At 62.3% G+C, this 21,011-nt stretch carries 15 protein-coding genes; 7 read left to right on the top strand and 8 right to left on the bottom strand.

The features are described 5' to 3' along the window. Positions 1–95 precede the first annotated feature (95 nt). Together ACIOMR_RS05805 and ACIOMR_RS05800 are read left to right on the top strand one after the other, a co-directional pair. Entirely contained in the window at positions 96–1,394 is a 1,299-nt protein-coding gene (locus ACIOMR_RS05805; RefSeq protein WP_003210581.1) for a hypothetical protein, read from the top strand. Next, a complete protein-coding gene (locus tag ACIOMR_RS05800) occupies positions 1,387–2,175 on the top strand; it encodes a VacJ family lipoprotein (protein WP_003210582.1) in 789 nt (262 codons plus the stop codon). The genes ACIOMR_RS05805 and ACIOMR_RS05800 overlap by 8 nt, the downstream gene beginning before the upstream one ends. A gap of 30 nt (positions 2,176–2,205) precedes the next feature. Here the strand turns inward: ACIOMR_RS05800 and ACIOMR_RS05795 are convergent, their stop codons facing one another. The 7 genes from ACIOMR_RS05795 to ACIOMR_RS05765 form a co-directional block, all read right to left on the bottom strand. Continuing rightward, complete coding sequence (locus ACIOMR_RS05795) at positions 2,206–4,197, bottom strand: FUSC family protein (protein ID WP_401192800.1); 1,992 nt, start codon at positions 4,195–4,197, stop codon at positions 2,206–2,208. Positions 4,198–4,268: 71 nt separating this feature from the next. Then, entirely contained in the window at positions 4,269–5,252 is a 984-nt protein-coding gene (locus tag ACIOMR_RS05790; RefSeq protein ID WP_177027734.1) for a GlxA family transcriptional regulator, read from the bottom strand. Positions 5,253–5,286: 34 nt separating this feature from the next. Continuing rightward, positions 5,287–6,192, bottom strand: coding sequence for a DUF808 domain-containing protein (locus ACIOMR_RS05785; protein ID WP_177019608.1), 906 nt, complete (start codon positions 6,190–6,192; stop codon positions 5,287–5,289). A gap of 67 nt (positions 6,193–6,259) precedes the next feature. Continuing rightward, complete coding sequence (locus ACIOMR_RS05780) at positions 6,260–7,681, bottom strand: efflux transporter outer membrane subunit (RefSeq protein ID WP_177019607.1); 1,422 nt, start codon at positions 7,679–7,681, stop codon at positions 6,260–6,262. Beyond that, entirely contained in the window at positions 7,678–10,803 is a 3,126-nt protein-coding gene (locus tag ACIOMR_RS05775) for an efflux RND transporter permease subunit (RefSeq protein ID WP_177027746.1), read from the bottom strand. Before ACIOMR_RS05775 ends, ACIOMR_RS05780 begins: the two co-directional genes overlap by 4 nt. Positions 10,804–10,808: 5 nt before the next feature. Continuing rightward, positions 10,809–13,871 (bottom strand): efflux RND transporter permease subunit, encoded by a 3,063-nt coding sequence (locus ACIOMR_RS05770; protein WP_177027733.1) that lies wholly within the window; start codon positions 13,869–13,871, stop codon positions 10,809–10,811. Positions 13,872–13,884: 13 nt separating this feature from the next. Then, positions 13,885–15,012, bottom strand: a complete 1,128-nt coding sequence (locus tag ACIOMR_RS05765; RefSeq protein ID WP_008433882.1) for an efflux RND transporter periplasmic adaptor subunit — start codon at positions 15,010–15,012, stop codon at positions 13,885–13,887. A 241-nt stretch (positions 15,013–15,253) separates the two neighbouring features. Here ACIOMR_RS05765 and ACIOMR_RS05760 point away from each other — a divergent pair, with 241 nt between their 5' ends. Both ACIOMR_RS05760 and ACIOMR_RS05755 read left to right on the top strand, forming a co-directional pair. After that, positions 15,254–15,859, top strand: coding sequence for a TetR/AcrR family transcriptional regulator (locus ACIOMR_RS05760; RefSeq protein ID WP_003210590.1), 606 nt, complete (start codon positions 15,254–15,256; stop codon positions 15,857–15,859). Between the two features lie 211 nt (positions 15,860–16,070). Then, positions 16,071–16,535: an REP-associated tyrosine transposase gene (locus tag ACIOMR_RS05755; protein WP_401192793.1), complete on the top strand. Its 465-nt coding sequence runs from the start codon at positions 16,071–16,073 to the stop codon at positions 16,533–16,535. A 126-nt stretch (positions 16,536–16,661) separates the two neighbouring features. Here ACIOMR_RS05755 and ACIOMR_RS05750 read toward each other — a convergent pair whose 3' ends face one another. Then, on the bottom strand, positions 16,662–17,102 hold the full coding sequence (locus ACIOMR_RS05750; RefSeq protein ID WP_003210592.1) for a heme-binding protein: 441 nt from the start codon (positions 17,100–17,102) through the stop codon (positions 16,662–16,664). A gap of 267 nt (positions 17,103–17,369) precedes the next feature. Between ACIOMR_RS05750 and gcl the strand changes: the two genes are divergently transcribed. The 3 genes from gcl to ACIOMR_RS05735 all read left to right on the top strand — a co-directional run bounded on the left by gcl (position 17,370) and on the right by ACIOMR_RS05735 (position 20,992). Continuing rightward, on the top strand, positions 17,370–19,145 hold the full coding sequence (gcl, locus tag ACIOMR_RS05745) for a glyoxylate carboligase (RefSeq protein WP_063028181.1): 1,776 nt from the start codon (positions 17,370–17,372) through the stop codon (positions 19,143–19,145). Positions 19,146–19,155: 10 nt separating this feature from the next. Next, on the top strand, positions 19,156–19,938 hold the full coding sequence (gene hyi / locus ACIOMR_RS05740; protein ID WP_003210594.1) for a hydroxypyruvate isomerase: 783 nt from the start codon (positions 19,156–19,158) through the stop codon (positions 19,936–19,938). Positions 19,939–20,101: 163 nt separating this feature from the next. Continuing rightward, entirely contained in the window at positions 20,102–20,992 is an 891-nt protein-coding gene (locus ACIOMR_RS05735) for a 2-hydroxy-3-oxopropionate reductase (RefSeq protein WP_177068876.1), read from the top strand. Positions 20,993–21,011: the final 19 nt, after the last annotated feature.

Genomic DNA, 21,011 nt, shown 5'->3' with positions numbered 1-21,011 from the left:
GACTTTTAGTGCCGAAGGCTGGCACTTCGGCAGCAACGCGGTGGTCATAGCCTGCGAACTCCACTTCAGCACGTTTTCCTCTTAGGGATTTAGTCATGCTCCGTTCCTTGCGCTGTGCGGCCCTGTTGGGCAGCCTTTTTCTGAGTGCGTCAGCACTGGCGGTCGATATCGACCAGGCCAGCTATGGCTACCCTTTGACCAACCCGTTTGAAGCGACCATCGCCACCACCCCGCCGAACCTGCGGCCGGAACTGCCATCGGACGATCAAATCAATCAGTCCGACTACACCCTGACGATGCGTCCCGAGCGCGAGTTCAGCCTGCCTGACAACTTCTGGGCGGTGAAGAAACTCACCTACCGCATCGCCAAGCAGGACCGTGCCGCACCGCTGATCTTCCTGATCGCCGGCACCGGCGCACGCTTTGACAGCACCATCAACGAATACCTGAAAAAGCTCTACTACAAGGCCGGTTACCACGTCGTCCAGCTGTCGTCCCCCACCAGCTTCGACTTCATCGCCGCCGCCTCGCGCTTCGCCACTCCCGGCATCAGCCAGGAAGACGCCGAAGACATGTACCGCGTGATGCAGGCCGTACGCGCGCAAAACCCGACGCTGCCCGTGACCGACTTCTACCTCACCGGCTACAGCCTCGGCGCCCTCGACGCAGCCTTTGTCAGCAAGCTGGACGAAACCCGTCGCAGCTTCAACTTCAAGAAAGTCCTGCTGCTGAACCCGCCGGTCAACCTCTATACCTCGATCACCAACCTCGACAAGCTGGTGCAGACCGAGGTCAAGGGCATCAACAACAGCACCACCTTCTATGAGCTGGTGTTGAACAAACTGACCCGCTACTTCCAGCAAAAGGGCTACATCGACCTCAACGATGCCCTGCTGTACGACTTCCAGAACTCCAAGGAACACCTGACCAACGAACAGATGGCGATGCTGATCGGCACTTCATTCCGCTTCTCGGCGGCCGACATTGCCTTCACCTCGGACCTGATCAACCGTCGCGGCCTGATCATCCCGCCCAAGTACCCGATCAGCGAAGGCACCAGCCTCACGCCGTTCCTCAAGCGTGCGCTGCAGTGCGACTTCGACTGCTACCTCACCGAACAGGTGATCCCGATGTGGCGCGCCCGTTCCGACGGCGGCAGCCTGCTGCAACTGGTTGACCAGGTCAGCCTGTATGCCCTCAAGGACTACCTGCACGACAGCCCGAAAATCGCCGTCATGCACAACGCCGACGACGTGATCCTGGGCCCTGGCGACCTTGGCTTCCTGCGTAAAACCTTCGGCGATCGCTTGACCGTCTACCCCCTGGGCGGCCATTGCGGCAACCTCAACTACCGCGTCAACGCCGACGCCATGCTGGAGTTCTTCCGTGGCTAAATATCTTCTGCTGCTCGCCGCCCTGATGTGCGCGGGCGTGGCCAATGCCGACAACAGCAAGGCCCACACGCCGACCGTAGTGGACTCCGACGGCTTCAAGGAGCCCCTGAGCCACCTCAAGTTCAACCCTGGCCTGGACCAGCGTGAGTTCGAGCGCTCGTCGGTCAACGCGCTGAATGTCTACGACCCGCTGGAGTCGTGGAACCGCCGGGTCTACCACTTCAACTACCGCTTCGACCAGTGGGTGTTCCTGCCGGTGGTGGACGGTTACCGCTATGTCACCCCAAGCTTCCTGCGTACCGGCGTCAGCAACTTCTTCAACAACCTCGGGGATGTGCCCAACCTGTTGAACAGCCTGCTGCAGCTCAAGGGCCATCGTTCCCTGGAAACCACCGGCCGCCTGCTGCTCAACACCACCATCGGCATCGCCGGCCTGTGGGACCCGGCCACCGCCATGGGCCTGCCGCGCCAGAGCGAAGACTTCGGCCAGACCCTGGGCTTCTACGGTGTACCGGGCGGCGCCTACCTGGTGCTGCCGCTGTTTGGTCCGTCGAACCTGCGGGATACCACCGGCCTGCTGGTGGACTACGGCGCCGAGACCGAGATCAACTTCCTGAACGTGTCCAAGGTCAGCGAAAACCACCCGGAAATCTGGGCCCTGCGCGCCGTCGACAAGCGCTACCAGACCAGCTTCCGCTACGGTCAGATGAACTCGCCGTTCGAGTATGAAAAGGTGCGCTACGTGTACACCGAGGCGCGCAAGTTGCAGATCGCCGAGTAATGCCCCGTGTAGGCGCTGGCTTGCCAGCGCCTACACCCCCCGCCGACACCACTTACGCCACGTAAACCGCAATTGCAGTACCGCCGCCCTGGCCATTTCCCGATCCTGCTCCGCCAATCCCGAAGGCTGTTCAAGCGCTTCAAGCATCGCAACGCTGGCCGCATCCATCAGCGACTCATTCGCCACGCTCGGTCCACCCTCCTCCAACACCGACTCCAATGCCCGCAAATAGCGATCGCGCTCAATCGCCAACGCACCCCGGCTGTCCGCCAGGCAGGCGCGCAACTCCAGCAACTCGTCCCCCAGGTCCAGCCCCAGCAATCCGTTATCCCAGTGGACACGGCGATCGGCAGGCAAGGTTTCGCTGTAGCGCGACAGGCGAATCAGCCGGTCCGCCATGCGCCCGCCAAACCAGCTTTCAGCCTGCTCCAGGGGACGGGAAGTCAATTGCGCCAGGTCGAACAGCGACGCCTTGAACATCCGCCGATAGTGATGCTCGCCGGGATTGAGTTGGATCAGCCGAAACACCACCACGGCAATCCCGACACCCACCAGCGTCGCGATGGCCTTGTTGAGGAACGCGGCGAAGTCATAGGTCATCACATTGCTGGGCCCGACGTTGTTGACGAAAAAGATGCAGAACGCCGAGGCCGTGGCCGCCAGCTTGAGGCGGCTCATGCACAACGAGGCGAAAAACAGCGGCACTCCCAACGCCAGGCATAACAAGGGAAAGCCATCGAAGCCGGGCAACAGCACGAAGCACACAAAACCGGCCACCGGGATCGACAGCGCTATGCCCTTGAGGAAGTTAAGGCTGGAAGCCGACGGGTTTTCCCGCGCTGCAAACAGGCTCAACACCACGCCACAAATCGATACCGCGCCCAAACCCGAAGGCCATGCCGTAAAGATCCAAAACGCCGCGACCGCCAGAAACGCCAACGCACTGCGCAGCCCGCCAAGCACCCCCTGCTCGATATCCCGGTGCCAGGACATCGCCCCCGGTGCGCCGGGCGGCACCCTGCCCTGCTCGACCGCCGACAGCGTCAATGCACCCAGCTCAATCAAGCGCAACACCTGCGCCAGTTGCACCAGGCAAAAGTGCGCCTCCTGGCCAAGATGCGGATCCTGCAACGCCAGGCCAAGCCGTTGTGACAACCCGGGCAGCTCATCAAGGCGCTCCTGCTGCAACGCCAAAGCCACCGCTTCAATCAGTGGCCCGACCGCCGCCGTTTCATCGAGCATCATCCGCTGGCGCGCCACGCCCCGCGCCGCCCGCAGCAGGCTAAGCAGATCACGGCTGAGCACCCGCAAGGCCTGGGAGCGGCGCCGGCCCTTGGGCCCTTCAAACCAGGCATGGTCGCGCTGGCTGTCCACCGCCACCAGGCGGCTCAATGCTTCGAGCAAGCCTTTACGCTGGTCGGTACCCAACAGCTCCGAAGCGGCAGCCCGCACCCCGGCCTGCCAGGCGGCGCGCGCCTGAACCGCCAGCACCTGCTCGACCCGGCGCGGCCACAGAATCGTACTGGCGATGGAGACACAAAGAATCCCCAGGCTGATCTCCTGGCAGCGTGCCACCGCCTCATCGAACACTCCCAGCGGTGCCGCCGTAGCGGGTAGCGCAATAATCGCCGTGGTGTAACCCGCCAGCACAAACCCATAGGACGCATGATTGCGCAGCAAGGATGCCCCCGTGGTACAAAACGCCAGCCACAGCGCCATGCACAGCAGGAACAACAACGGCGCCTGGCCAAACACGCCGATCATCGCGATGGAAACCATGGCCCCGACAAACGTACCCACCAGCCGATAGGCGCCTTTGGCCAGGACCATGCCGCTGGTGGACTGGCCCACGATAAATACGGTGGTCAGGGCCCATTGCGGTTGCTGCAAGTCAAAACAGAAGGCCAGGTACAACGCGACCCCGCCGGCGATCATGTTGCGCAAGGCAAACAGCAGATCGCTACGGGACGGGGTCAACGTCGCCTGCCAGAAATCAGGGAGCTGGAAGGTGGAGGATTTCATTAAACCTACATATAGATAGCAAGCTAATGATTAGCATCGTATCTATATTTGTGGCGAATGCCAATCTCAGGCTATTTGACCAGGCGCTTTTCCTTGGATGGCCTGTAGCCAAAGTAGGCGCTGTAGCACTTGCTGAAATGGCTCGGCGAGACAAACCCGCAGGCCACCAGCACATCCACCTGGGACAGCTCGGTGTGTTGCAGCAGCCGACGGGCCTCGGTGATGCGCAGTTCCAGGTAATAACGCTGGGGCGTGGTGCCAAGCTGCTCCTTGAACAAACGCTCCAACTGGCGTCGGGAACGGCCCGCATAAACGGCCAGTTGCTCAAGCTCCAGAGGCTCTTCGAGGTTGGCGTCCATCAGGTTGACCACCTCGCGCAGGGGCGCGCTCAAGCACACGTTTTCCGTGGGTTTCACCCGCCGGTAGCGCGACTCCTCAAACGCCAGGATGTCCTCGATCCCCTCCACAAGCGCTTTGCCGTACTGCCCCTTGATCCAGTCCAGCGCCATATGAAACGCACCGGAAGGGCTCGATGCCGTCAGCCGGTCGCGATCAATCACATAGGGTTCGCTGCTGACCTGCGTCGCCTTGCAGAAATCAGCGAGGGCCGGGCGATGTTCCGGGTGCACGGCGCAGCGGTAGCCGCCCAGCAATCCCGCACGCCCCAGGAACCACGCACCATTCCACAAACCGGCCAGGCTCACACCCTGCTCCGAGGCGCTTTTCAGCAGGTGGATAAACTCCTCCGCAGCCTTCAGTTCAGTGCGATAGCCACCGCATATCACCAACAGGTCCAACTCTTTAAGCAGCGAAGACTCAAGCCGCGCATCGGGCCGGATCACCAGCCCCAGGTCACTGATCACCTCGCCTTCCCGCAAGCCGAAGGTCGAGGTAGAAAAAGAAGCGGGCCGCAGCAGGTTGGCGGTGATCAGCGTATCCAGCGCCTGGGTAAACGCCGGCAGCGAGAAATGTTCGAGCAACACAAATCCCGCACGCACCGTCTGACGGGCCTCGCCGGGATTTTCATTCAGGTAGCGGAGGTTCTTGCCTTTCATGCCCCCGCTGAATTGCCGTCGCTCGATCAAATGCCTATGCCCTCACACGCTTCCAGAGGTTACCCAGCACGCTGACCACCGCCAACACCACGGCCCCGGCAATGATCCCCGCCACGGCATTGAGCAACGTCGGCATCAACCACGCCAGGCCGCCAGTACTCTGGCTCACGGTCTCGATCCAGTGATGCACCACCGGCACACCATGGGTCAGGATGCCACCGCCGACCATGAACATCGCCGCCGTACCGATCACCGACAGGCTTTTCATCATGTACGGCGCCGCCCGCAGGATCGCCCCGCCAATGCTGCGCGCCGCCTGGCCGGGCTTCTGGGTGAGCCACAGGCCCAGGTCATCGAGTTTGACGATACCGGCCACCAAGCCGTAGACGCCGATGGTCATGACGATGGCGATACCCGACAACACGATCACTTGCTGCATCAGCGGTGCATCGGCCACGGTACCGAGGGTGATGGCGATGATTTCGGCGGAGAGGATGAAGTCGGTACGGATCGCGCCCTTGATCTTGTCCTTCTCGAAGGCCACCAGGTCCGTGGCCGGATCCGCCACGGCTTCCACCAGGTGCGCCTGCTCTTCGGTGCGTTTGTGGAAGAAGCTATGGGCGAGTTTTTCGAAACCTTCAAAACACAGGTAAGCGCCGCCCAGCATCAACAACGGCGTGACCGCCCACGGCGCAAACGCGCTGATCAGCAGCGCAGCCGGCACCAAAATCAGCTTGTTGACGAACGAGCCCTTGGCCACCGCCCACACCACCGGAATTTCCCGCTCGGCGCGCACCCCGGAGACTTGCTGGGCATTCAGCGCCAGGTCGTCCCCCAGCACGCCGGCGGTTTTCTTCGCGGCCATCTTGGTCATCAACGCCACATCGTCGAGCACCGCGGCGATGTCGTCGATCAATACCAGCAAACTGCTTCCTGCCATGGCTCGGGCTTCCCGTGATTCAAAGTGCGCCGAGAATAACGCGGCGCACACCGGGTTAGCGAGCCGTTCAGCGCGCAGGCGTTTGCCAGCCCCCGCCAAGGCTCTGGATCAGCGCCACACTGCCCTGGCTGAGCTGGCCCTGGGTGTCGCGAAGATTCTGCTCGGCTTGCAGCAACACCAGTTGCTGGGTCAGCACGGCCTCCTGGCTCACGGTGCCGGCGCGCAACTGTGCTTCCTGGCTGCCGAACAGTTGCTGATTACGCTGGTACACCTGCTGGAACGCATCGGCCTGGGTTTGCAGGTGGTTGATTGCCGACAGGTTGTCTTCAACGTTCTGCAAGGCGCTGAGCACGGTGCCCTTGTAGGTCGCGGCGATCTGGTCATAGCTGGCCTCGGCCTGCTTGACCGCCGCTTCGCGGGCGCCGCCATCGAACAGGGTTTCCGCCAGCGCCGGCCCCAACGTCCAGATGCGATTGGGCAGGGAGAACAACCCGCCCAACGCACTGCCGCGGTAACCGGCCTCGGCAGTAAGATCCAGGGTCGGGAAGAATGCGGCTTCAGCCACGCCGATTTTCGCGTTGGCCGCCGCTGCCGAGCGCTCCGCCGCCACCACATCGGGACGCCGTTGCAGCAGGGTCGACGGCAAGGTCAACGGTGGCCGCGGGACCACGAAGCTGTAGTCATTGCGCACCGCCACGCTGAATTCACTCGGCGCCACGCCCACCAGCACGGCCAGCGCGTGTTCGTATTGCTCGCGGTCGCGCAGGGAGGTCTGCAAGTCGGCAATCGAGGTGGTCAACTGGTCCTGAGCCACCAGCAACTGGTCGTTGGTGGCGACGCCCTGGGTGAACTGCACCTGGATCATGTCCAGCAGTTGCTGGTTGATCTTCTGTTGTTGCTGCAACAGGCGCACGTCGATGTCCATCTGCCGCAGGGCGAGGTAGTTACTCGCCACGCTGGAACTGATGGACAGCCGCACCCCGGCCAGCAACGCATCCGATTGCTGGGCCGTCGCCTGGCTGGACTCTATCCCGCGCCGCACCAGGCCCCACAGGTCCGGCTCCCAACTGGCGGTCAAGGTTGCGCTGACACTGTTCTGCACGCCGCCCGCCGTGGTACCGGTGGTGGACGTGCCGCTACCACTGCCTGCCGTTCCCCGCGAACCCGACAACCCTACGCCAACGGTGGGCCACAACCCTGCCCGGCTGGACGCCACCTGCGCCTGGGCCAGACGATAAGCCGCCTCCGCCGCGATGATCGACTGGTTGGCCTTGGCCGAGCGCGCCACCAGGTCGTTCAACACCGGGTCCTGATAGGCCAGCCACCACTGGCTGTCCATGGCCCCCTGGGGGTTGGCCGCCGCACGCTGCCACTGCGCGCCTTCCTTGAATGACTGCGGCAGCTCCATGGCGGGCTTCTGGTAATCGGGCCCGACCATGCAGCCGCCGAGCAGCAGGCTGATGCAAAGCACGCTGTATTTCACGTTCATAACCTTGCTTCCTTACGCCGACCCAGGCGCTGTGACGCCCGGTCGAGCCACAGGTAGATCACCGGGGTGGTGTACAGCGTCAGCACCTGGCTGAACAGCAGGCCACCAATAATCGAAATCCCCAACGGCCGGCGCAACTCAGAGCCATAACCGGTGCCGAGCACCAGCGGCAGCGCGCCAAGGATCGCCGCCAGGGTGGTCATCATGATCGGCCGGAAACGGATCAGGCACGCCCGGCGAATCGCTTCCTTGGCCGTTAGGCCGAACTCCCGCCGCTCGGTGATCGCGAAGTCGATCATCATGATCGCGTTTTTCTTCACGATACCAATCAACAGAATCACCCCCACCAGCGCAATGATCGACAGCTCGGTGCCGGTCAGCAGCAAGGCGATCAACGCACCGACGCCGGCCGAGGGCAAGGTCGAAAGAATGGTCAGCGGGTGCGTCAGGTTTTCGTAGAGGATGCCCAGCACGATATACACGCACAGCAACGCAGCGACGATCAGCAGCGGCTCACTGGCCACCGACGACTGGAACACCTGGGCCGTACCGGCAAACTGGCCGACCACACTGGCGGGCATGCGCAGCTGCTTCACCGCATCGTCCACCATCGCCGTGGCCTGGCCGATGGACGTGCCGGGCGCCAGGTTGAACGAGACTGTCACCGCCGGGAACGTGCCCTGGTGACTGATGGAAATTGCGGTGCGCGCCACCGTGTTATCCGCCAGTGCCGAGAGTGGCACCAGGGTCTGCCCGGTGGTCAGGTTGGGCGCCGCCGTGGTGCCCTTGGTGGTCGTGGCCTGGATGCCCGTCGGCACATAAATGCCCTTGAGCGCGGAAGGGTCGGTCCAGTATTCCGGCGCGATTTCCATCACCACGTGGTACTGGTTGGCCGCGCGATACAGGGTCGCGACCTGGCGCTGGCCAAAGGCGTCGTACAGCGTCTGGTCGACCGCCGAGACACTCACCCCGAGGCGCGCCGCCGTGTCCCGGTTGATTTGCACATTGGCCAGCAAGCTGTTGTCTTGCTGGTCGGTATTGAGGTCGGTGAGTTGCGGCAATTTGCGCAGCACCGCCACCACCTTGGGCACCCATTCGTCCAGCGACTCCTGGTCATCGGCGGTCAGGGTGTATTGGTATTGCGCGCCACTTTGCCGGCCACCCACGGTGATGTCCTGGGCCGACTGCAAATACAGCTTGGTGCCCGGCAAGTCGCCGAGGCTGCGGCGGATCTGGCCGATGATTTCGGTGGCGTTGTCCTTGCGCTCGCCCAGGGGCTTGAGCAATACAAACATCTGCGCGCTGTTGACCGCCCCGCCGCCCCCTCCGCCACCGCCGACAAACCCGGCGACGGTTTCGACGTTCGGGTTTTTCATCACCTTGCGGTTGATCTCGGTGAAGTCCTTCTGCATCGCCCCATAGGAAATGCTCTGGTTCGCCAGGATGCTGCCCTGCAAGCGCCCGGTGTCTTCCTGGGGGAAAAAACCCTTGGGCACCAGCACGTACAACACGCCGGCGAGCACGATCACCAACACCGTCACAAAACCCATCAGCACCGTATGGTCGATCACCCAACCGAGGGTGCGATCGTAGAAGCGGTGAAAGCGCGAGTCCGGGTGTTCATTGCCTTCATGAATCGCTTTCGGCGCGCGCAGCAGCACGCTGGCGAGCATCGGTGTAACCGTCAGCGAGATCAGCATCGAGATCACGATGGCCACCGACAACGATACCGAAAACTCGCGGAACAGCCGCCCGACAATCCCGCCCATCAGCAGCAGCGGAATAAACACCGCCACCAGCGACACGCTGATGGTCAGTACCGTGAAGCCGACTTCCTGGGCACCGGCCAGCGCCGCTTCCACCCGGGTCTTGCCGCGCTCCAGGTGGCGCATGATGTTTTCCACCACCACAATCGCATCGTCCACCACAAAGCCGGTGGAAATCGTCAGCGCCATGAGTGACAGGTTGTTCAGGCTGTAGCCGAGGAAGTACATCGCGCCGAAGGTGCCGAGCAGCGACAGCGGCACCACAATCGCCGGCACCAGGGTGCTGCGCCAGTCGCGGAAGAAGCCGAAGGTCACCAGGGTCACCAGCAGGATCGACACCAGCAACGTGATCTCGACGTCATGCAACGAGGCGCGAATGGTGGTGGTGCGGTCCATCAGCAGGTTGAGCTTGATCGTCGCCGGAATCGAGCTTTGCAGGAACGGCAGCGAGGCTTTCACCGCGTCCACCGTCTCGATCACATTGGCGCCCGGCTGCTTGAACACCACCAGCAATACTGCCGGCTTGCCGTTGGACAGGCCGAAGTTGCGCAGGTCCTGCACGTCTTCGCGCACGTAGCCCAGGTCGGCGATATGGATCAGGTCGCCGTTGTGGGCCTTGACCACCAGCGGCCCGTAGTCCTTTTCATCGAGCAACTGGTCATTCGCCGCAATGCCGTAGTTACGGTCGCCGATGGCCACGTTGCCCTTGGGCAAGTTGACGTTGGAGGCGTTGATCACCTGGCGCACCTGCTCCAGGCTGACGCCGTACTGGTTGAGCCGATCGGGGTTCAATTCCACCCGCACCGCCGGCAGCGCCCCGCCGCCCACCGTCACGTCACCGACCCCGGTGGTCTGCAACAACTTTTGCTCCAACAGGGTCGAGGCCACGTCATACATCTGCCCCGGCGTGGCGCTGTCGGAGGTCAGGCTGATGATCAGAATCGGCGAATCCGCCGGGTTGACCTTGCGGTACGTCGGGTTGCCGGACAGGTCGCTGGGCAGGTTGCTGCGGGCCGCATTGATCGCCGCCTGCACATCCCGCGCGGCGCCGTCGATGTCGCGATTCAGGTCGAACTGCAAAATGATCCGCGCCGAGCCCAAGCTGCTGGATGAGGTCATCTGCGTGACCCCGGCGATCTGCCCGAACTGGCGCTCCAGGGGCGTGGCCACTGAACTGGCGACGGTGGTCGGATCGGCGCCGGGCAACGAGGCGCTGACGCTGATGGTCGGGAAATCCACCTCCGGCAACGGCGCCACCGGCAACAGCATGAAGGCCAGCGCGCCAAACAGCGCGAGGCCGGCCGCCATCAAGGTGGTTGCAATCGGGCGGCGAACAAACGGCGCGCTGAGGTTCATTGCCATCAGACCGCTTCAGCCGGGCGGCGGCTGAAGCGCTGCCCCAGGCCGTGCATGGCGAGGAAGATCACCGGCGTGGAAAACAGCGTCAGCAACTGACTGAGCAACAACCCGCCGATAATCGCGATGCCCAGCGGGTGACGCAGCTCCGAACCAATCCCCGTACCGAGCGCCAGCGGCACCGCGCCGAACAGCGACGCCATGCTGGTCATCAGGATCGGCCGGAACCGCAACTCTGCCGCCTGGCGGATCGCGGCCGTGGGGCTCAGGCCGCCCTCGCGTAACAACTCCAGGGCAAAGTCGACCATCATGATGCCGTTTTTCATCACGATGCCGATCAGCAGCACAATGCCGATCAATCCGATAATGTCGAACTGTGTGCCGGTCACCAGCAGTGCCAGCAAGGCCCCGAGCGCTGCCGAGAGCAGCGTCGAAAGGATCGTCACCGGGTGCACGAAGCTTTCGTACAGAATCCCCAGCATCAGGTACACCACCACAATCGCCGCCACCACCAGGAATACCTGGTTGGACAGCGACTGTTCGAACGTCGCCGCCGCGCCTTCCAGGTTGGCCTGCACCGACAGCGGCAAGCCGACCTTGGCCTCGATGTCCTTGAGCCGCGTCACAGCCGTGCCAAGGGTCTGGCCCGGAGCAAGGTTGAACGACACGTCGGCATACGGAAACTGACCCAGGCGGTTGATGGTCACGGGCGTACGCACCACCTGCATGGTCGCCATGCTCGACAGCGGCGCCACACCGCCACCGGGAATGTCCACGTACAACCCGGTGAGCAGGTCCGGCAAGTTGCGCGGCGGATGGTCGGTGGCGATCACCACGTGGTACTGGTTGAGCTGGGTGTAGATCGTCGAGACCTGGCGCTGGCCGAAGGCGTCATACAGCACATCGTCGATCGCCTGGGGCGTGATACCAAGGCGCGAGGCGGTGGCGCGGTCAAAGGTCAGCTGGATCTGGTTGCCGAATTGCATCGCCTGGCTTTGCACGTCGGTGAACATCGGGTCTTGCTTGATCGCCGCCAGCAGCTTGGTGGTCCACGTTTCCAGCTCGTCCGGATCGGTGGCTTGCAGGCCCAGCCGGTAGCTGGTGGTGGACACCGTGGCGTCGAGGGTCAGGTCCTGTACCGAGTGCAGGTACAGGCGGATCCCGGCGTCGTCGGCGTTGGCATCGGAGAGCCGGCGGATCACCTCGGTGGCGCTGTCACGCTCGCCGCGGGGCTTGAGGTTGATCAGCAGGTTGCCCTGGTTGATGGTCGGGTTGGTCTGGTCGATACCGACGAAGGACGACAGGCTTTGCACCGCCGGGTCCTTGAGGATTCGCGCGGCCAGGCGCTGTTGCTCGGTCTGCATCTGCTGGAACGAAACCGTCGGCGCCGCCTGGGAAATGCCCTGGATCAGGCCGGTGTCCTGGTCGGGGAAAAAGCCCTTGGGCATGATCACCAGAATCATCAGGGTCAGCGCGGCGGTGAGCGCTATCGAGATCAGGGTCAAGGTGCGGTGCGCCAACACCCAGTCAAGGCCACGCACGTAGTGGGTGTTGATGCGGTCGAAGAAATCCGCGCGGCGTTCCTGGTGCTTATTCTTGAGCATCCGCGCGCACATCATCGGCGTGAGCGTCAGGGAGATGAACGCCGAGATAACGATGGTCACGGCCACGGTCATGGCGAATTCGCGGAACAGCCGGCCGACCACATCGCCCATGAACAGCAGCGGGATCATCACTGCAATCAGCGCAATCGACAGCGAAATAATCGTGAAGCCGATTTGCTCCGACCCCTTGAGCGCCGCCTCCAGCGGCGAGTCGCCCGCCTCGATATAGCGCGTGATGTTTTCGATCATCACGATGGCGTCGTCCACCACGAATCCGATGGCGATAGTCAGCGCCATCAGTGTCAGGTTGTTCAGGGAAAAGCCCAGCGCATAAGCCACCGCCAGGGTGCCCACCAGCGTCAGCGGCACGGTGACTGCCGGAATAACCGTCGCCGCAACGTCGCGCAGGAAAATGAAAATCACGATCACCACCAGCAGCACCGCCACCGCCAGTTCGTACTGCACATCGGTGACCGAGGCGCGGATGGTTTGCGTGCGGTCGGTCAGCACATCGACCTTCAAGGTACCCGGCAAACTGGCCCGCAGCTTGGGCAGCAATTGCTGCACGCGGTCGACCACCTGGATCACGTTGGCGCCTGGCTGGCGCTGGATGTTCAGCACAATCGACGGCGTGCTGTTGGTCCACGCAGCCTGACGCGGGTTCTCCGGGCCCTGGGTGGAACTGGCGATCTGCGACAGGCGAATCGGCGCGCCATTTTTATAGGCGATCACCAGGTCGCGGTATTCCTCGGCAGATTGCAGCTGGTCGTTGGCACCAATCGAATACGCCTGGAACTTGCCGTCGATATTGCCCTTGGCCTGGTTGACGTTGGCCGTGCCGAGGGAGGTGCGCAGGTCATCAATGGACAGGCCGAGGCTATTGAGCGCCGAGGTATTCGCCTCGACCCGCACCGCCGGGCGCTGACCGCCGCTGATGGTCACCAGGCCGACGCCAGTGATCTGCGAGATCTTCTGCGCCAGCCGTGTATCCGCCAGGTCCTCGACCTTGGTCAGCGGCAACACATCGGAGGTCAGGGACAGGGTCAGCACCGGCGCATCCGCCGGATTGACCTTGCTGTATACCGGTGGGTACGGCAGGTTGGCCGGCAGGAAGGTGCCGGCGGCGTTGATCGCGGCCTGCACTTCCTGCTCTGCCACGTCCAGGGACAGCGACAGGTCGAATTGCAGGGTCACCACCGAAGCGCCGTCGGAGCTGGTGGAGTTCATCGACTTGAGGCCCGGCATCTCGCCGAGCTGGCGCTCCAGCGGCGCGGTGATCGAGGAGCTGACCACGTCCGGGCTGGCGCCGGGGTATTGGGTGAAGACCTGGATGGTCGGGTAGTCGACTTCAGGCAACGCCGACACCGACAACAGGTGATACCCCAACATCCCCAGCAACAGCACCGCGACCATCATCAAGGTGGTGGCGACGGGACGTTCGATAAAGGGCCGCGAAATGTTCATGCTCGGCAGCTCCTCACTGGGCGACGACCTTCACCGCCGAACCGTCATCCAGTTTGTCGGCGCCTTCGGTGATCACCTGCTCGCCTGGCTTGACGCCGTTCTCGAGCACCGCCGACACATCGCCCATCGATGGGCCGGTCTTGATGTTGCGCAGGCTGGCCTTGTCGCCATTCACCACGAACACGAAATCGCCCTTGCTGCCATGCTGGATCGCCCGGGTGGGCACCACGGCAACCTGGGCCAGGGTGTCGGCCTTCAGGCGCGCATTGACGAACTGGTTGGGGAACAGCGCACTGCCCGAATCATCGAACTGCGCCTTGACCTTGATGGTGCCGGTGGAGGTGTCTACCTGGTTGTCCAGGGCCAACAGGCTGCCGGTGGCCAGCAGGGCTTTCTTGTTGCGGTCGTAGGCCAGCACCGTCACGGCGCCACGGCCCAGGGCCTGGTTAATAGCGCCCAAGTCGTCCTCGGGGACCGCGAACACCACGGTGGCCGGGTTCATCTGGGTAATCACCACGATGCCGGTGGTGCTGGTGGTGGTGACGTAATTGCCGGGGTCGACCAGGCGCAGGCCCACCACACCGTCGACCGGCGAAGTGATGGTGCAGTAGCCGACCTGCACTTCAAGGTTCTGCACATTGCCCTGGTCGGCGGCCACGGTGCCCAGTTGTTGCTGGACCAAGGACGCCTGGGTGTCGACGGTTTGCTGGCTGGTAGAACCGGCCTTGACCAGTTCGCGGTAGCGCACCAGATCGCGCTGGGCATTGCTCAACACAGCCTGGTCGTGGGCCAGGGTACCCTTGGCCACGGCCAGCTGGGCCTTGAGAGCACGGTCATCGATCCGCGCAATCACCTGGCCCTTGCTGACGTGCTGGCCTTCCTTGAATTCCACGCTGCTGAGGATGCCATCGACCTGGGTGACCACGGTCACACTGCGGGTGGGGGTGACGGTGCCGAGGGCATCGATATACACCGGCACGTCCTGCAACACCACCGGCACCACGGCCACCGGTTCGCCGGTGACGGCCGGCCGGCCTTTGTGCCCGCCTGCAAAGAAGTGCAAACCCAGGGCAATCAACAACGCTACCAGTAACAACGTGCCAACGGCCCAGGCGAACGTACGTCGTCTGCTTTTCTCCACGGGTTTCTCTCTCGAACGCCGAAAACAGGAAGCGGCGGCCAGGCTAAATGGCCGCTCGCTGCCTGAACTCTAGCAGCGCGCTCGAGCTGTGCCTGTACGACCGTGAATGCGTTCAGCATCAAGACAGACAAAGTCAGCTGGGCGCCCCGCCATGCAAGGGCTGCGGCGGGATTCTTGAGCCCTGCGCAAAGCCGGTGCTACCATGCCAGACCGCCTGTCTTGGCAAGGAACCTCCTGGTCTATGAGCACCATTCGCGAGCGCAACAAAGAACTGATCCTGCGGGCTGCCAGTGAGGAGTTTGCCGACAAGGGCTTCGCCGCGACCAAAACCAGCGACATCGCCGCCAAGGCCGGGCTGCCCAAGCCCAACGTCTACTACTACTTCAAGTCCAAGGACAACCTCTATCGCGAGGTGCTCGAAAGCATTATCGAGCCGATCCTGGCGGCCTCCACACCGTTCAATCCTGATGGCGACCCTTCGGCCGTGTTGAGCGGGTACATCCGCTCGAAGATCTGCATCTCCCGGGATTTGCCGTTTGCCTCGAAAGTGTTTGCCAGTGAGATCATGCACGGCGCCCCGCATTTAAGCCCCGAGCAGGTGGAACAGCTGAATGCCCAGGCCAAGCACAACATCGACTGCATCCAGAGCTGGGTGGACCGTGGGCTGATTGCGCCGATTGATCCGCATCACCTGATGTTCAGCATTTGGGCGGCGACGCAGACGTATGCGGATTTTGACTGGCAGATTTCGGCGGTGACCGGGAAGGCGAAGTTGGATGAAGCGGATTATGAGGCGGCGGCGCAGACGATTATTCGGTTGGTGTTGAAGGGGTGTGAGCGGGACTGATAGACCGCAGCGTCTTCAAGATTCGCGAGCAAGCCCGCTCCCACATTTGAATTTGTGCCAGACATAAATTGTTTAAACGCCGCAGATCCAATGTGGGAGCGGGCTTGCTCGCGAAAGCGCCCTCCCAGACACATCCTGCACAAAGCCAAACCATCATCTCCAGATTCCCCGATCTAGCCTCTCAGAACCCCACCTGAAGAGAGGCAAAGGAATGCCTGATCCAGCTGCTTCACATCGCCTGCGCATCGGGCGATTCAGCGAGTCCAACCGCATCTACCTGATCACCACCAACACCCACGAACGCGCGCCGATATTCAGTGATTTTTATCTCGGCCGCCTGGTGGTCTGGCAATTCCGGCTCGCCCAGTATCAAGGGCTGGCGAACTCCCTGGCCTGGGTGGTCATGCCCGACCACTTTCACTGGTTGATTGAGCTGCAAAAAGGCTCATTGGGAGACCTGATGTGCCAGGTGAAGTCCAAAAGCACTCGAACCGTTAATGGCGCTACGGGCCGCAAAGGGCGGCTATGGCAAACCAGCTTTCATGATCGTGCGCTGCGCAAGGACGATGACTTGGTGAAGATGGCTCGGTATGTCGTGGCCAACCCATTAAGAGCAGGGTTGGTGGAGCGGATTGGCGACTATCCGCTGTGGGATGCGGTTTGGGTTTGGGTTTAGGTCCGGGACCGAGTCGCCCCTTTCGCGAGCAAGCCCGCTCCCACATTTGACCGAGTTCCAGCCTTGGAATGCAGTCAAATGTGGGAGCGGGCTTGCTCGCGAAGAGGCCCGACCAGTCACCTCACATCAAGCAGTAACCCCCGCATCCGCCAACAACCCCAACCCCTCGATCGCACTGATCGCACACTGCTCGTCAATATCCGACGTATCCCCGCTGATCCCGATCGCTCCCAGCACCACACCCGCCTGATCCCGGATCAACACCCCGCCCGGTGCCGGCACCACGCTGCCCTGCCCCAGGCTGTTCAGCGCGGCAATAAACGCCGGCCGTTGCTGTGCGTCCAGCGCCAGCAAGCGCGAGCCCTTGCCCAGGGCTATCGCGCCCCAGGCCTTGCCAATCGCGATCTGCGGGCGCAGCAGGCTCGCGCCATCCTCGCGCTGCAACGTTATCAAATGCCCGCCGCTGTCGAGTACCGCAACGGTCAGCGGTGCCGCCGAAATGGTGCGGCCTGCCGCGATGGCGTGGCTGGCCAGGTTGACTGCGACTTTCAAGGTTAAAGCGCTCATGGGTGCCGTCCTTATCTTGTTATGGGAAAGCCGTGGGGCTCTGTCTGATCAGAAGCTCGATCAAACAAATAGAACACAATAGATTTATTTTTTGTATACAATATTTCGAAACATACGCACCACACGTCGAAATATTCCCGTCCATAAGCCTTCCGACGAACGTAAAGGCCACCCAAGAAAATGGATTGACCTGCCCCGCTCGCCGTGAATACACTTCGGACCAACACCACTTGTATACAATTACAAAACGCAAGAGGCACCAAAACCATGAGCAAAATGAGAGCAATCGAAGCCGCTGTCCTGGTGATGCGCCGTGAAGGGGTCGACACCGCCTTCGGTATCCCGGGCGCCGCGATCAACCCGCTGTATTCGGCCTTGCAGAAGGTCGGTGGCATCGATCACGTCCTTGCTCGCCACGTTGAAGGCGCCTCGCACATGGCCGAGGGCTACACCCGCACCAAGGCCGGCAATATCGGCGTGTGCATCGGCACCTCGGGCCCGGCGGGCACCGACATGGTTACCGGCCTGTACAGCGCCTCGGCGGACTCGATCCCGATCCTGTGCATCACCGGCCAGGCGCCACGGGCACGCATGCACAAGGAAGACTTCCAGGCTGTCGACATCACCAGCATCGTCAAGCCGGTGACCAAGTGGGCGACCACCGTCCTGGAACCCGGCCAGGTGCCGTATGCCTTCCAGAAGGCCTTCTATGAAATGCGCTCCGGCCGCCCGGGCCCGGTGCTGATCGACCTGCCATTCGACGTACAAATGGCCGAGATCGAATTTGACATCGACGCCTACCAACCACTGCCCCTGGCCAAGCCTTTGGCGACCCGCATCCAGGTGGAAAAAGCCCTGGCCCTGCTGGACCAGGCCGAGCGCCCATTGCTGGTGAGCGGTGGTGGCGTGATCAACGCCGACGCCAGCGAACTGCTGGTGGAATTCGCCGAGTTGACCGGCATCCCGGTGATCCCGACCCTGATGGGCTGGGGCACGATCCCGGACGATCACCCGCAGATGGTGGGCATGGTCGGCCTGCAAACGTCCCACCGCTATGGCAACGCCACGATGTTGAAATCGGACGTGGTGCTGGGCATCGGTAACCGCTGGGCCAACCGTCACACCGGTTCGGTGGAGGTGTACACCGAGGGCCGAAAATTCATTCACGTGGACATCGAGCCGACGCAAATCGGCCGCGTGTTCACCCCGGACCTGGGCATCGTTTCCGACGCCGGCTCTGCATTGACCATGTTCATTGAAGTGGCCCGCGAGTGGAAAGCCGCCGGCAAGCTCAAGGACCGCAGCGCCTGGCTCCACGATTGCCAGCAGCGCAAGGCCACCCTCCACCGCAAGACCCACTTCGACAACGTGCCGGTCAAACCGCAACGAGTGTACGAAGAGATGAACCAGGTGTTCGGCAAAGACACCTGCTACGTCAGCACCATCGGCCTGTCGCAGATTGCCGGCGCGCAGTTCCTGCACGTCTACAAGCCACGCCACTGGATCAACTGCGGCCAGGCCGGCCCGCTCGGCTGGACCATTCCGGCGGCACTGGGTGTGGTCAAGGCGGACCCGACCCGCAAAGTCGTGGCACTGTCCGGCGACTATGACTTCCAGTTCATGATCGAAGAGCTGGCCGTGGGCGCACAGTTCAAGCTGCCGTACATCCACGTGGTGGTGAACAACTCCTACCTGGGGTTGATCCGCCAGGCCCAGCGCGGGTTTGAAATGGACTACTGCGTGCAGCTGTCCTTCGACAACCTCAACGCACCGGAACTCAACGGTTACGGCGTCGACCACGTGGCCGTCGCCGAAGGCCTGGGTTGCAAGGCCCTGCGGGTGTTCGAGCCGGGCCAGATCCAGCCGGCACTGCGCAAGGCCCAGGAAATGATCGAAGAATTCAAGGTTCCGGTGATCGTTGAGATTATTCTGGAACGGGTGACCAATATTTCCATGGGCACCGAGATCAACGCCGTCAACGAATTCGAAGATCTGGCACTGGTGGGCAACGACGCGCCGACTGCCATTTCACTGCTCGATTAAGGAGAACCCCATGCCGCGTTTTGCCGCCAACCTGTCCATGCTGTTTACCGAACAGGACTTTCTTGCCCGTTTCAAAGCCGCCGCCGACGCGGGGTTCAGTGGTGTGGAATACCTGTTTCCCTATGAATTCAGCTCAGCTGAAATCAAGGCGCAACTCGATGCCCACGGCCTGACCCAAGTGCTGTTCAACCTGCCGGCCGGTGACTGGGCCAAGGGCGAACGCGGCCTGGCCTGCCACCCGGACCGGGTCGAGGAGTTCCGTGCCGGGGTCAACCTGGCCATCGCCTACGCCCAGGTACTGGGCAATACCCAGGTCAACTGCCTGGCGGGGATTCGCCCGGCCGGCGTGGATGACGCGACGCTTGAAAAAACCTTCGTCGCCAACCTCAAGTACGCCGCCGACAAGCTGCAGGCGGTGGGCATCAAGCTTGTGATGGAGATGATCAATACCCGCGACATCCCGGGCTTCTACCTGAACAACACGGCGCAGGCCCTGTCGATTCGCGAGCAGGTGGGCAGTGCCAACCTGTTCCTGCAATACGACATCTATCACATGCAAATCATGGAAGGCGACCTGGCCCGCACCATGGCTGCGCACCTGGGTGAGATCAACCACATCCAGCTGGCGGACAACCCGGGGCGCAACGAGCCGGGCACCGGTGAGATCAACTACCGCTTCCTGTTCGAACATTTGGACCGCATCGGTTATCAGGGTTGGGTCGGCTGTGAGTACAAACCGTTGACCACCACCGAAGCGGGTTTGGGTTGGCTCAAAAGCCACAACGCGATCTAACCCACAACACAGAACCCAATGTGAAAGCAGGGCTTGTGTGGGAGCTGGCTTGCCTGCGATGCAGGCAACTCGGTCTCTCAGTTAAACCGAGGTGATGCCATCGCAGGCAAGCCAGCTCCCACAAAAAGCAGCGCTCACATCGAATAAAGAGAGGATTTTCGTCATGGCTAAAATCGGATTTATCGGCACCGGCATCATGGGCCACCCCATGGCTGCCAACCTGCAAAAGGCCGGTCACCAACTGTTTCTTTCCGAGCATCACGGCAAGGCGCCGGCTGAACTGATCAGCGCTGGTGCGGTGGCCCTGGCCAACCCGCAGCAAGTGGCCCAGGAAGCCGAATTCATCATCGTCATGGTGCCCGACACTCCGCAGGTCGATGATGTGCTGTTCCGCGCCGACGGCGTTGCCGCAGGCCTTGGGCCGAACAAAGTGGTGATCGACATGAGTTCGATCTCGCCCACCGCCACCAAGGCCTTCGCCGCAAAGATCAACGAGACCGGCGCACGTTACCTCGACGCCCCGGTGTCCGGTGGTGAAGTCGGTGCCAAGGCCGGCACCCTGAGCATCATGATCGGCGGCGACCCGCACACCTTCGAACGCGCCCTGCCGCTGTTCCAGGCCATGGGCAAGAACATCACCCTGGTGGGCGGCAATGGTGATGGCCAGACCGCCAAGGTGGCCAACCAGATCATCGTTGCGTTGAACATCCAGGCGGTGGCGGAAGCGCTGCTGTTCGCCTCGAAGAACGGCGCCGACCCGGCCAAGGTGCGTGAAGCACTGATGGGGGGTTTTGCTTCGTCGAAAATCCTCGAAGTGCATGGCGAGCGCATGATCAAGGGCACCTTCGATCCGGGCTTCCGCATCAACCTGCACCAGAAGGATCTGAACCTGGCCCTGGCCGGTGCCAAGGAGCTGGGGATCAACCTGCCGAACACCGCCGGCACCCAGCAGGTGTTCAGCACCTGCACCGCCATCGGTGGCGGCAACTGGGACCACTCGGCGCTGATCAAGGGCCTGGAACATATGGCGAATTTTTCGATTCGCGATAAATAACCCCCTGATCGTTCCCACG

The sequence above is a fragment of the Pseudomonas sp. NPDC087814 genome (genome assembly GCF_044742865.1).
Taxonomy (GTDB): Bacteria; Pseudomonadota; Gammaproteobacteria; order Pseudomonadales; family Pseudomonadaceae; genus Aquipseudomonas.
The sequence above is the reverse complement of the archived record's forward strand: the minus strand, read 5'-3'. Positions and strand labels throughout refer to the sequence as shown.